Source organism: Microcoleus sp. Pol12B4, assembly GCF_036701385.1.
Taxonomy (GTDB): Bacteria; Cyanobacteriota; Cyanobacteriia; order Cyanobacteriales; family Microcoleaceae; genus Microcoleus.
Window position 1 is genome coordinate 1 of the sequence record NZ_JAUBQR010000206.1, and the last position, 12023, is coordinate 12023.

General features: G+C 44.1%; 13 protein-coding genes. 8 read left to right on the forward strand and 5 right to left on the reverse strand.

Annotation, left to right across the window (positions count from 1 at the left end; genetic code table 11):
* Window positions 1–1011: 1011 nt before the first annotated feature.
* The 4 genes from QUA38_RS22965 to QUA38_RS22980 all read right to left on the reverse strand — a co-directional run bounded on the left by QUA38_RS22965 (window position 1012) and on the right by QUA38_RS22980 (window position 4599).
* Complete coding sequence (locus QUA38_RS22965) at window positions 1012–2442, reverse strand: MFS transporter (RefSeq protein WP_333165924.1); 1431 nt, start codon at window positions 2440–2442, stop codon at window positions 1012–1014.
* A gap of 199 nt (window positions 2443–2641) precedes the next feature.
* Entirely contained in the window at window positions 2642–3199 is a 558-nt protein-coding gene (locus QUA38_RS22970) for a Uma2 family endonuclease (RefSeq protein WP_333165926.1), read from the reverse strand.
* Window positions 3200–3261: 62 nt separating this feature from the next.
* Window positions 3262–3813, reverse strand: coding sequence for a hypothetical protein (locus QUA38_RS22975; RefSeq protein ID WP_333165929.1), 552 nt, complete (start codon window positions 3811–3813; stop codon window positions 3262–3264).
* Between the two features lie 108 nt (window positions 3814–3921).
* Complete coding sequence (locus QUA38_RS22980; RefSeq protein ID WP_333165930.1) at window positions 3922–4599, reverse strand: ATP-dependent Zn protease; 678 nt, start codon at window positions 4597–4599, stop codon at window positions 3922–3924.
* 57 nt (window positions 4600–4656) lie between these two features.
* Here QUA38_RS22980 and QUA38_RS22985 point away from each other — a divergent pair, with 57 nt between their 5' ends.
* The 6 genes from QUA38_RS22985 (at window position 4657) to rpsN (ending at window position 8011) form a co-directional block, all read left to right on the forward strand.
* Window positions 4657–4818, forward strand: coding sequence for a hypothetical protein (locus QUA38_RS22985; protein ID WP_333165933.1), 162 nt, complete (start codon window positions 4657–4659; stop codon window positions 4816–4818).
* 35 nt (window positions 4819–4853) lie between these two features.
* Window positions 4854–5948 carry an RIP metalloprotease RseP gene (gene rseP / locus QUA38_RS22990; RefSeq protein ID WP_333165936.1) on the forward strand — a complete coding sequence of 365 codons (1095 nt, stop codon included), beginning with the start codon at window positions 4854–4856 and terminating at the stop codon, window positions 5946–5948.
* 187 nt (window positions 5949–6135) lie between these two features.
* Window positions 6136–6813: an endonuclease III gene (gene nth / locus QUA38_RS22995; protein WP_333165939.1), complete on the forward strand. Its 678-nt coding sequence runs from the start codon at window positions 6136–6138 to the stop codon at window positions 6811–6813.
* Between the two features lie 131 nt (window positions 6814–6944).
* Window positions 6945–7196 carry a hypothetical protein gene (locus tag QUA38_RS23000; protein ID WP_333096384.1) on the forward strand — a complete coding sequence of 84 codons (252 nt, stop codon included), beginning with the start codon at window positions 6945–6947 and terminating at the stop codon, window positions 7194–7196.
* Window positions 7196–7528, forward strand: coding sequence for a type II toxin-antitoxin system RelE/ParE family toxin (locus QUA38_RS23005; protein WP_333096385.1), 333 nt, complete (start codon window positions 7196–7198; stop codon window positions 7526–7528). Before QUA38_RS23000 ends, QUA38_RS23005 begins: the two co-directional genes overlap by 1 nt.
* A gap of 180 nt (window positions 7529–7708) precedes the next feature.
* Window positions 7709–8011, forward strand: coding sequence for a 30S ribosomal protein S14 (rpsN, locus tag QUA38_RS23010; RefSeq protein ID WP_006633844.1), 303 nt, complete (start codon window positions 7709–7711; stop codon window positions 8009–8011).
* A gap of 118 nt (window positions 8012–8129) precedes the next feature.
* Here the strand turns inward: rpsN and QUA38_RS23015 are convergent, their stop codons facing one another.
* On the reverse strand, window positions 8130–8459 hold the full coding sequence (locus QUA38_RS23015) for a hypothetical protein (protein WP_333165940.1): 330 nt from the start codon (window positions 8457–8459) through the stop codon (window positions 8130–8132).
* A gap of 46 nt (window positions 8460–8505) precedes the next feature.
* Between QUA38_RS23015 and aat the strand changes: the two genes are divergently transcribed.
* Window positions 8506–9102 (forward strand): leucyl/phenylalanyl-tRNA--protein transferase, encoded by a 597-nt coding sequence (gene aat, locus QUA38_RS23020; protein ID WP_445305091.1) that lies wholly within the window; start codon window positions 8506–8508, stop codon window positions 9100–9102.
* 267 nt (window positions 9103–9369) lie between these two features.
* A partial coding sequence (locus QUA38_RS23025; protein ID WP_333165942.1) for a HEAT repeat domain-containing protein occupies window positions 9370–12023 on the forward strand: 2654 nt, incomplete at its 3' end.

Sequence of the window (12023 nt, forward strand, 5' to 3'; positions counted from 1 at the left end):
TCAGCTTTCTTCTGCGAGCCTTCGGGTTGATACTTTGAGCATTGGCTTAAGGATATCACACGAAATTATTGGTTGGTTGAGCCCACTTCCTTCTAATAGTTCTCACTACTTTCACATAGTATACAAAAATAATTAAATCCCTATGCTAGGCAGGCAGTAAAACTTCTTTTACAACTGCTGGAGAGTTATATCAGACTGCATTTGGCTCTGCTGCGTTGTGCTTGTATTTCGGGTTTCCGGGCGACGAAGCAAACTTTTTCAGGTGTCGCTCAGGTTCCCGACAGGGCGTTCCATAACTTTACCAAACTTTTACAATTGACCGTAACACCTCAGCCACTGCTTGCGCTGGTATTGATTTGTCCTCTATGTCATTTTTCGGTTCAGAGTCAACGGCAGAAGCGCTTATTAACTTATGCGCTAACTGACCGGCTAAAAGATTTTGCATTTCCCATGTCGATATAATTAGCCACAGTCAGCAGATTTTTTGGAACGGCAACTAATCGAATCAATTTCCGAGAAAAATCTGTTTCTTCTTTTAATTATAAACTTTTTGAGGAGTTGTATGACTGATTAAGTGTATATACTTAGTTGACCGTGGTAATTATATCACCAACTCATCTCTATAGTGCGCGACAGACATAAAATTTAATAAGTTGTGTTCTCAAGCTTGATCGACATCTCGAACAACTCCAGCCTTCGGCGTTTTTCTACCGGGGCGGAGGGCGCGGCGCGATTTATGTATTTTCGTAAAAAAACTAGGTTTCTGGGTTCCGGGGCTATTACTAAAACTATCGCTTTTATTCGCCCTCCGAGCAAGCTATAGCAATCCTTTCGGTAAACGCGCAACGGGTTTTTTGGGAAATTAACAGATGCCATAAGAAGATGACACATTGTTAAAGAAAAAAAAGAGTTCGCACAGGATGGGAGGATTGCTATTGATCTTGATCAGATTAGATATCGGTAGTTGTTGTTTTTTGATTTGACTAATTACCAACAACTCCTTATTAGCGCCTACTGATTTTGTGCTTTTCTTTCTCGCAGTTTCAACAATATTTCTGCATGAACTTCGCGGGTTATGGGATAAAAATAGGTAAGAATCATGCCAGCAATTAAAGCAATTGTGGGCAGCGGCCCGATCGCAACTCGAATCGCAAACAGTGCAGAATCTGGCTGTACGGGTGCAGGCTGTCCCGGAACTGTAGATAAAAATCCAGCTCTTTCTAATGCTTGGCCTACCAACCACAAACCCCCTGCCAATCCGATTTTTTGCAGCAGTACCATGAATGAATAGAAAACGCCTCCGCGTTTTTCTCCTGTTTGCAGTTCGTCGAGATCGATCACATCCGGTATCATCGACCAAGGTATTAGATAAGCCGTGGAAACTCCGACACCTGCCATGACTGCTAATAGGTACATCTGCAATACTTGTCCTGGTTGGAGGAAAAATAGTCCAGCTTGGGCAATAATCCACAAACTCATGCCCATAAAATATACGGCTTTTTTGCCGTATCTCTTGCTGACTTTAGTCCAAACAAATAGCATGATGAATGAACTGACTTGAACTGCGATCGCAACGAAGCTAAAAACGTACGGTGGCTGTTGCATCCAGTTAACAACAAAGTAGGGAATAATAGTAGCAGTCAACTGCACTCCCAGCCAAGAAAAAAGATAAATTCCAATGACGTACAAAAAAGGGCGATTGCTAAATGCAATCTGCAACTGTTCTTTTAGTGGCAAAGATGTAGAATTATCTAGTTCTGCGTTTTCTAATAGTTGGGCTGCGACGTGCTTGCGAGTTCCCAAAACGAACCAGTACAAAGGCAAGACAGAGATAACTGCACAGATTGCACCTAATACTAAATATGCTTGATTCGGGTTGTTTGGAAATACAAGGATGATAATTCCAGCTACGATTAATGAAAAGATGCTGCCGCCAATGGAGAAAGCAAATCGAAAACTAGTAAGGCTAGTGCGTTCGTTGTAGTCTTGAGTAAGTTCTGGAGTTAGGGCAGTGTACGGAAGATTGACAGCCGTGTAGGCGGTGTTGAACAAAATGCTGATTGCAACATAGTACCAAAATAACACTGTGTGATCCGTGCTAGGTACAATCCACTGCAATAAGAAGAATATGCCGAAGGGAATGCCACCATATATTATCCAAGGATATCGGCGGCCCCAAGGGTGAGAAGTACGATCGCTCAAAAACCCCACAATCGGGTCATTTATGGCATCCCAAACCTTGCCAACTACCAAAATATTACTGGCTAAACCGGCAGGTAAACCAGCGACATTGGTAAAGAAAACTAGGAGGTAAAATGCCAAAACATTAGCGGTAATTGCCGGGCCGAGGTCGCCGGCACCGTAAGCTAATTTTGTTGAAAAACTGAGTTTTTTTGTTTCGGGGTTGTTGGAGGCTGGGGGAGGAGGGGAAGTGTTGTTCATAAACTTTGATTTCGGGATTTTGTGGCAGTCACAGTCTTTCCAGTAGGAGTATAACTCGCGCTACGCCCTAATACTAAGTTTTTTGTAGCGATCGGGATAATTCTGAAGATTTGGTAATTGATAATTGGGTAATTGGTAATTGATAGGTTTACGAGATTATTGGTCTTAGGCAATTATTCTTGGTAAAACCTGCCCCTACTTAAGGAAACAGTTGCGAAATCTGAACTTCTATTTCTGGAAAAGCCAGCATTGACAAAACATCATCTTCATTAAATACTGTTTCTTGTCGGTAGTTTGCCTCGCCCGGTTCGCGAAAAACATAAACTTGCCGCGTGTTAACATCAAGTATCCAATAATCAGTAATTCCCGCCTTAGCATAAGCCGGTGCTTTCCGCTTGCGGTGTGTTTCTAAAGTCGTGTCAGCTATTTCTATTAATAAGAAAATATTGTCGGGTGCGGGATGAAAATCTTGGTAAAGCCGAGGGTCGATTTGCACTACAGCAATATCCGGTTCTGGTTCTGAATTATAACTTAGAGTAACCGGGTCTTGGATGCGAATTAAAGCAAGTCCTGCCAGCAGATTTCTGAGATAGTCGGCTGCACAGAGATTAGTTGCTGCGTGGGGAGGATTTTTTGCACTCATTGAAATAATTTGCCCGTCAATTAATTCGACTCGTTCATCGGGATTGAGAATGCCAGTTTCCGTCATGCGGCGGTATTCCTCTACAGTCCACAAGCGTACATCTGTTACAGTCATGGCACAATTTCCTTTGGGGATATTATCTATTATCGATTAACATTCTAGTTTTTCTTAAATTGCTAGGTCAGCAATCTAGATTTAGCTGTAATTGCTCCCACACACCACAAAATGGCATTGACAATTTCCGATCGCTGAATATCTTCTGCATCTAAAAAACTTGCAAACTCTTCCTCAATATTCAAATGGTCGGCAAAATCATAAAGTATGCGCTTGTATTCCGTTGGCATCGGTATTAAAGTAGCTTTCACTAAATCGAAAAGCGCGTTCAAACAGTTGAGGATAGTAGCTGACTCGTCAAAATCTTCGGCATCGAGCAAGTATAGCGTTTCTGCAATGTCGCAAATAGCGTCTATTTGTGTGGGTGGCTTTCCCAGTTCGCTGACATCGATATTGCACAATTGGAGAGCGTTAATAGCTAGTTCTGGACGGGTAAAAAATACAAGTTGACCGCCGGCTATTAAGGGCGGCTCTTGTTCTCCATAGACAATTAGAGTATATAGATTTGGTATTTCGGTGCCGGGGTCGATCCGAAAACCGAACAGCCACAACAATTTTTCTGTATTTGGGTTCGCTGTTTGCAGTGTTGTTGGGAATTTTTTTGGTTCTGACATGAATTTTTAATCCCTATAATACGCTGTTAAACTCGGTTTTTACGAAAAAAAATATTTATAATCTAGATAGAAACCGAGCTTATTAGGCAAGATTCCGTAATCTTTTTCCTATAAATTTTGCTGAATTATGTCGCAGCATTCGGCAACAGTGGCTCTTTTTTCCATTGCTGCTACTAGGGCTTCGTAAGCTGATTTGTGGCTTTCGATCAGGTTTTTTGCTCGCAGCGAACCCCAGTTTTGTTTGAGTTGAATTTCGGAAATGGGACGGCGCAGTTGTGTTAAAATTGCGCTAATTTTTGTGCGGTCTTCTGCTCCTCCTTGTGCGCTGCCGTAAACAAATTTTTCTGCGACTATTCCGGCCATCCACACGGTGCAGTATTGGTCTAAAAGTTGGGAGGAAAGAGTGCCGTTTTGCAGTTGAGATGCTAATTGTTCGTCTTCAAATCTGACGCCGCCTTGGGCTGTTTGACCTTGTTTAAATGCTTCCCAAGCGTTGAGGGCGTAGCTGGTTACGGGAATTCCCAACAGGTGCGCGACTAGGAAGTGTCCGGCTTCGTGGTGAAGGATACGATCGCGCTTTTGTTTGGAAGTTCCTCCCAGCCAATCTAATAAAATTGTACCGCCTTGACCTTGCCACTGGAAACTGTCGAGGGTGGCTAGCCCCAACAGGCAAAAAGTGGCGATCGCAGGTACGGCTTCTGGCAAGTTGAATAGGGGCCCCAACAATATTGAAACGGTGATGGCAAAGATAGAAATAGCGATAATATTCAAAGAAGTGTCTTTCATAATTGGGTATGGGTAACTGGGAATTGGTAATGGGTAATTTGTAATAAGGAATTGGTAATGGGAATTGGTTTTAGAGGTAAACTCAGGTACGATCGCGCGATCGGTTTGGCAGCGTCGGGCCGATCGCAGCAGCCGGGACTTCCGACAAAAACACCATCTTCCAGTTTGACGGAAAATTGTCCCTCCGAAGCCACCGATATTAAAAAGATATTAAAATAAATCAAAGTCCAGTAAAAGTGTTAGTGGAATCCTTCATGTCAGTTTTGGCAGCGATCGCAGTTTTAGGTATCTTGATTGTCGTTCACGAACTCGGCCACTTCCTGGCGGCGAGACTTCAACACATCCACGTCAACCGCTTCTCTATCGGTTTCGGGCCCATCCTCTGGAAGTACCAAGGCCCGGAAACTGAATATGCCCTCCGCGCCTTTCCCCTGGGAGGTTTCGTGGGTTTCCCGGACGACGATCCAGACAGTACAATTCCCCCAAATGACCCGAATTTGCTCAAAAATCGCCCTGTGCTCGATCGGGCGATCGTCATTAGCGCAGGGGTAATTGCCAATTTAATTTTTGCTTACTTCCTGTTGGTGGTGCAATTGGGCACTGTCGGCGCGGCAGAAATGAACTACCTACCGGGAGTTAAAGTCCCGGAAGTCGCTGCGGAAGTCAGTTCGGCCGCCCAACAAGCGGGAATTCGATCGGGCGACGTTGTTCTGTCTGTTGACGGCAAGGAATTGGGCGCTTCCCGCGAAGCAATCAAATTATTGGTCACAGCAATCCAAGATCATCCCAACCAACCCCTAGCTTTGGAAATTCAGCGCCAAGAACAAAAATTTTTGGTGACAGTAACTCCTGAAGAGTCGCCCGACGGCAAAGGTCGCATTGGCGTGCAGCTAACTTCTAACGGCACTGTCGTACGTCAGAGGGCTGGAGTTGTAGAGGCGTTTAGCAAGGCCGCCAAAGAATTTGAGCGGATTGTGGTGCTGACGGTTCAAGGTTTCGGGCAGTTACTTAGCAATTTCAGCCAGACTGCCGACAAGTTGTCCGGGCCTGTGGCGATTGTGGCGATTGGTGCAGGGATTGCCAAATCGGATGCTGCGAGTTTGTTTCAGTATGCGGTGTTAATTAGCGTCAATTTGGCTGTGATTAATATCTTGCCTTTACCTGCTTTAGATGGCGGTCAGCTAGCTTTTCTGTTAATAGAAGGACTGCGGGGCAAGCCTCTGCCGAACCGCATTCAGGAAAATGTCATGCAGACTGGTTTGGTGTTGTTGCTGGGTTTGGGAGTTTTCTTGATTATTCGCGATACTGCAAATTTGGCTGGGTTCGATTTGCGAAATTTCATGCAATAGTAAATTAAGGAAGAAGGAAGAATTATGTCTAGTTTTCCTTTTTCCTATTTTCCCCTCTACTTTTTTTCCTACGCAAGCGAGGCAGATCCTCTGGTTATGGGTTCCCCGGTCGTGCCGGGAAGTTAAAAAAAATAACAAATGACTAATGACTAATGACTACTGACTAATGACTAATGACTACTGACTAATGACTAAAAAGTTAAGTTTAAAACAACGATCGCTCGAAATTCTGATTCGCCTCAAACGCCTCTATCCAGAAGCTCCTTGCACTCTGAACTACGAAACTCCCGTGCAGTTGCTGGTGGCGACGATTCTCTCAGCTCAGTGTACGGACGATCGAGTAAATCTGGTAACGCCGGCTTTGTTTGAGCGTTTTCCCGATGCGGAGGCTTTGGCAAATGCTGATTTAGAAGAATTGGAAAGTCTCGTGCGATCGACTGGTTTCTACCGGAATAAGTCTAAAAATATTAAAGGTGCTTGTCAGGCGATCGTCAATAAATTTAACAATCAAGTGCCGCAGCGGATGGAACTGCTGCTAGAATTACCCGGAGTTGCCCGCAAAACAGCTAATGTCGTTCTCGCCCACGCTTTTGGTATTAATATGGGCGTGACCGTAGACACTCACGTCAAACGTTTGAGTCAGAGGTTGGGATTGACCGAACATACTAATCCTATAAGGATCGAGCGGGATTTGATGATATTGTTGCCGCAGCCGGATTGGGAAAATTGGTCGATTCGGTTGGTTTATCACGGCAGGGCCGTTTGTAATGCGAGAAATCCGGCTTGCAATATTTGCGAACTTGCAGATTTGTGTCCTTCTGCTAATATTACGCACGGGTGCGTCAGTGCCGAGGCTAGCAACTAGCATTAAAATATAGAATCTGAGGCACATTACAATTGCTGAAATGAAGAGTTTATAAATGAACTCGCTCGGTCGCTCGTTTTTTGAGTTTGCTATAATTATTGTCAACAGCTTAATGCTAAGGAAGTAAGTATATGAGTATTGCGATTTCCCTCAGTCCAGAAATAGAGGCACTACTTCGTGAAAAAGCGAATCGGGAAGGACAAGATATTAGCCTTGTTGCGGCCCAATTGCTAACTCGGATATTAGAATGGGAAGCCCGAGACTCTGAAGAAGCTATTGAGGGTATTCAGGAGGGGTTAAATGATTTTGAGTTAGGACGGTTTCGTTCTTTTGATGAATTTGCTAAATCACAGCGCACCAAGTACAGTTTTCCAACAAACTGATGAGATATCTCATTGAAATTTCTAGCGTTGCAGAAGCACAAGCGGATAGTGCATTCCTGCTATTATCTCAGATGACATCACCAGAGAAAGCAAGGGAGTGGTATGAGGGATTGCTGAAGGCGATCGAGTCTTTATCAGCGATGCCCAAACGTTGTCCTATCGCCAGGGAAAATCAATACTTCAGTAAAGAAATTAGGCAGTTACTTTATGGTAAAGGGCGCAACTCATACCGCATTCTTTTCACTATTGCCGAAAGTGAAGATGTGTCCGCAGTTCGCATCCTCCACATTCGACACGCTGCACAACAAACTCTTGGCGAGAACCAGGAGTAGTTCCTAGGGTGCGTCAGCTCGAATTCGAGCAACTGTCGATCGCACAATATTAGCTGAGGCACCCTGCAAATGAGATAAGTTGTTATGTGTAAATAAAAATATTTAAAATTAAAGTTATCCAAAAAGACAAAAATATAGTAAAATAGTAGATTGTGATTAATCTAAGGATATCAACAGATTATGGCTAAAAAGAGCATGGTCGAGCGCGAGAAAAAGCGCCAGAGACTCGTAGACAAGTACGCCGACAAGCGGGAAGACCTGAAAGACCAGTTTGACCAAGCTAACAATCAGATGGACAAAATGGCGATTCACCGCCAACTACAACAGCTACCCCGTAGCAGTTCGCGGACTCGCTTGCGGAACCGCTGCTGGGCAACTGGACGGCCCAGAGGTTACTATCGTGACTTCGGACTGTCTCGCAACATGATGCGAGAAATGGCTCACGAAGGTCTTTTGCCCGGTGTTGTGAAGTCTAGCTGGTAGCACGAAGGAAGAAGGAAGAAGGAAGAAAGAAGGAAAAAACTCACAATTAATCGGCAGGATTAGGTTTGGGGTTGATTTTTGTTTCAGACTTATGAGTTAAATTTTCCTCCTTCTTGCTTCACTGGCCACAGCATTTATCGATGCCGAGACTTTCGAGTAACAAGTCGCTGACGGCATTGGCGATCGCAAATTCGCCGTAGAAGCTTTTAGAAAAATCATAGGCCTGCATTTCGGTGACGATCGCAATTACGAGGCTGCCCACGTCATTTTCGCCTTCCATGCGCTGGCGGACATAGATTTGGGCAGCTCTTTTAGCTATTTGCTGGTTGGCTGCTTCTGGGATAAACTCGGAGTCTAGCCAGGCCAGCAGCCTTTGTTGGAGCCATTGGCCTTCTTGTTCAGGGTTTTTGGCGGGCGGTAAGGTAATAGGTTCAATGGTTTCAGACATGATTATTCCTAATTGCTAATGTTGACTTTGAAAAGTTAACTGAGAAATGACAACTGATAAATATATGCAATATGATATACCGACAATTATACAAGGATATGCCCAAGGCTACTTCTTGATGGCAAATGACGGCGAGGAAAGTTTGGGGTGGTATTCCAGCCGACAGCGGGCGCTGATTCCCCTCGATGAAAGATTTACCTATCCGAAATCCCTGCGTCGCCAAATCAATCAAAATCGATTTTCGGTGGCGGTAAACCGCGATTTTGGGGCGGTGATTGAGGGTTGTGCCGATCGCGAAACGACTTGGATTTCTAAGGAACTCAAGAAGATTTACTGGGGTTTGTATGAGGCCGGTTGGGCTTACAGCTTCGAGACTTGGTGCGGGGACGAATTGGCGGGTGGTATTCTCGGACTGTCGATCGGCGGTGCGTTTATTGGGGAGTCGATGTTTTACCGAATTCCCGAGGGTTCTAAGGTGGCGATGGTGAAGTTGGTGGAGAGATTGCGCGATCGATCTTATCTACTTTTCGACGCTCAAATGAACAATCCGCACTTGGAAAGATTCGGCGCTTATACTGTCAAAGAAAAACTGTATAACACTCTTTTGCAAGCAGCTTTGAAGCGCCGTTGCTCGCTATTTTGAAAGCTTTGAGCTAATACCGAAAGGCCGCTAGGGAATGAATTCCACGGGGCTTTTAGCTAAAGTCCTCGCTATGAGGACTAAATGAGTTCTTCAGTCCTCTTGAGAGGACTTTAGCTTTGAGGCAGGGAATTCATTCCCTGCCGGACTGCCGGACTCAACGAAAGACGGTTAAATTGACACTAATGGACAGTGCCATGTCCTTACCCATAGCTAAAATTTTCAGCCTCGGTATAATGTTGAATATTCAAGTCGATCGAGAAAAAAGCAATGATAGATCCAGTCAGCGCGGGTTTGGGTTTGGGTTGGGTATTGGTGCAACCTATTTTGACCGAATTGGCTAAAGCAGCTTTAGACGACTACGTTAAAGATTTTTTTAAAGGTTGTATTAAAGATGTTGAAGGACTTGCAAAAAAGCCCTTCGCTCAAAATGCAGTTCGCGATGCCCTGAAATCCTTTATTATATTGTTCGAGCAGGAATTAGAGCGATCGCACTTAGACAAAAAACAGATCAAGCAATACTTGCGACCGTTACGCCAATTTCTTAAACAACCTGATGTCGGGCAAGTTTTGGGAACGGCGTTTCAAGGCAATTGTAAATATTTAGACACTGGTATTTTAGCTCAGCACTGGCAAAATTTGCGCTTGCAACATCCGGTGCGACAGATTTTTCCCACCTTCACTCGGATTGTACCTGCTAATTTTTTACAGGAGCAACCGGTTTCCTCGCTTCCCGATACGTTTAGTTGGGAACAAGTCGCAGAAAAGTATCTGAAAAGCGTTAAATTAATTATCCAGCAAAATGCAGAACTGCGACAAATTTTAAACACAAATCAATTTGCCAGCATGGAGCGCAGTCTCGCGACAATTGCTCCGATTCCGGCTGAATTTAACTTAGCAAGTTATCAAGAAGGACTGCGAGAACTCTATGAATATTCGTTGAATTTAGACAATTTAGATAAGAGGTCTGGAGAATACGAAGGAAAACTGACAATTAAAGAAATATTTATTCCCCAAAACGTGCGATCGTGTCAGGAATATTTGCCGAAAGATTATGAATTGCCCAAGGAGATTCAAAAGCGATTGCGGGAACGGGGGGACATAGCCGCCGAAGTAAGTCCAGAAGATTTGGAACGCCACCAAAAAGCTTATACTCAACAGCAAACTCGCTCAGTGCTTGACGTGATTGATGATGTCACTTACCGTTATCTAGTAATTCTAGGCGATCCGGGTTCGGGGAAATCTACGCTGTTAAAATATCTAGCGCTTCAGTGGGCAAAATTATCTGCCAATGACTTGTCATTGCACCCGATTCACTTACTGATTGAATTGCGGAAATACAATCGCAGTCTAGATGAAAAAAAGTGCCATAATTTTCTAGAATTTATCGAGTGCGACTCTAGTCGGATCGACCATTTAGACAAAAATATCCTGCACGAATGGCTGAATGCTGGTCGCGCTGTCGTCATGTTTGACGGGCTAGACGAAGTGTTCGAGTTGGAAAAACGCAATCGGATTGTTGACCAAATTCATAGCTTCACTCAAAAATATCCAACGGTGAAAACCATCGTCACTTCTCGCGTTATTGGCTACCAGCAGCAGCGGCTGAAAAATGCCGAATTTCATCACTTTATGCTGCAAGATTTTGAATCCGAACAGATTCAAAATTTTATCCAGAAGTGGCACGATTTGACATTGATAGATCGCTTAAAAAAAGCTGATCTTTTAGAACGCTTGCAGCAAGCAATTGCGACATCTAATTCAATTCGAGAATTAGCCGGAAATCCCCTGTTGCTGACAATGATGGCAATTCTCAATCGCAATCAGGAGTTACCGCGCTTTCGGGCGAAACTTTATGAAGAAGCATCAAAAGTGCTCCTGCATAAATGGGACTTTGAAGTGAAAGAAAAACTAAATCATGACAGAATTGACCCTTATGTAATTGACGAAGAAGTCAAACAAAGTATCTGCGGGCGAATTGCCTACACAATGCAGTCTAGTGGCAAACACTTAGGAAATATTATTAGTCGCGAGGATTTGCGGCAAACTATTACTGATTCATTGAGCGGCTTGATCGGAACTGAGGCAACTGCTTGTGCTAAGTTGATGGTAGACCAACTGCGCGATCGCAATTTTATTTTGTGCTTCTTGGGTGGATACAATGAAGATTATTTTGCCTTTGTCCACCGCACGTTTTTGGAATATTTTTGTGCTTGGGAGTTTGTCCGGCAATTTGAGAAACAAAAAACGCTTAATTTAGATGGTTTGATAGAAGTTTTTCGAGAGCATTGGCGAGATGAGTCTTGGCATGAAGTGTTGCGTTTAATTGCGGGAATGCTGCATGCTAAGTTTACAAGTCAAATCCTAGAATACCTGATTGGTGAAAATGGGGAAGCAGAAAACTTTAGCAATCTGTTTTTGGCGACACAGTGTGTTTCTGAAGTCAAGAATAGAAATGATATCGCTGCTATTGCTGGGAATTTGCGCGAGCGAGTTAAAGAGTTAACTAAGTACGGAAATATCAATGCTTCTACACGTCAAGAAGATGACGAGCTAGTTTATAAAATTCGCAGAGAAGCAGTAGCAGCAGTTGCAGCCACTTGGAAAGATGACCCAGAAACCTTACCTTGGTTCAAACAACGCGCTCAATCTGACGATAATTGGGATGTGCGAGGTGCAGCAGTCCAAGAATTAGCACGGGGGTGGAAAGATGACCCGGAAACCTTACCTTGGCTCAAACAACGCGCTCAATCTGACGATGATTCGGCTGTGCAACAAGCAGCAGTCGAAGAATTAGCACGGGGGTGGAAAGATGACCCGGAAACCTTACCTCTCCTCCAACAACTGGCTCAATCTGACGATAATTGGGATGTGCGAGGTGCAGCAGTCCAAGAATTAGCACGGGGGTGGAAAGATGACCCGGA

Coding starts and splice junctions, on each gene's coding strand:
- QUA38_RS22965 (WP_333165924.1), bottom strand. CDS start 2,442: ATGAACAACACTTCCCCTCCTCCCCCAGCCTCCAACAACCCCGAAACA.
- QUA38_RS22970 (WP_333165926.1), bottom strand. CDS start 3,199: ATGACTGTAACAGATGTACGCTTGTGGACTGTAGAGGAATACCGCCGC.
- QUA38_RS22975 (WP_333165929.1), bottom strand. CDS start 3,813: ATGTCAGAACCAAAAAAATTCCCAACAACACTGCAAACAGCGAACCCA.
- QUA38_RS22980 (WP_333165930.1), bottom strand. CDS start 4,599: ATGAAAGACACTTCTTTGAATATTATCGCTATTTCTATCTTTGCCATC.
- QUA38_RS22985 (WP_333165933.1), top strand. CDS start 4,657: ATGGGAATTGGTTTTAGAGGTAAACTCAGGTACGATCGCGCGATCGGT.
- rseP (WP_333165936.1), top strand. CDS start 4,854: ATGTCAGTTTTGGCAGCGATCGCAGTTTTAGGTATCTTGATTGTCGTT.
- nth (WP_333165939.1), top strand. CDS start 6,136: ATGACTAAAAAGTTAAGTTTAAAACAACGATCGCTCGAAATTCTGATT.
- QUA38_RS23000 (WP_333096384.1), top strand. CDS start 6,945: ATGAGTATTGCGATTTCCCTCAGTCCAGAAATAGAGGCACTACTTCGT.
- QUA38_RS23005 (WP_333096385.1), top strand. CDS start 7,196: ATGAGATATCTCATTGAAATTTCTAGCGTTGCAGAAGCACAAGCGGAT.
- rpsN (WP_006633844.1), top strand. CDS start 7,709: ATGGCTAAAAAGAGCATGGTCGAGCGCGAGAAAAAGCGCCAGAGACTC.
- QUA38_RS23015 (WP_333165940.1), bottom strand. CDS start 8,459: ATGTCTGAAACCATTGAACCTATTACCTTACCGCCCGCCAAAAACCCT.
- aat (WP_445305091.1), top strand. CDS start 8,506: ATGACAACTGATAAATATATGCAATATGATATACCGACAATTATACAA.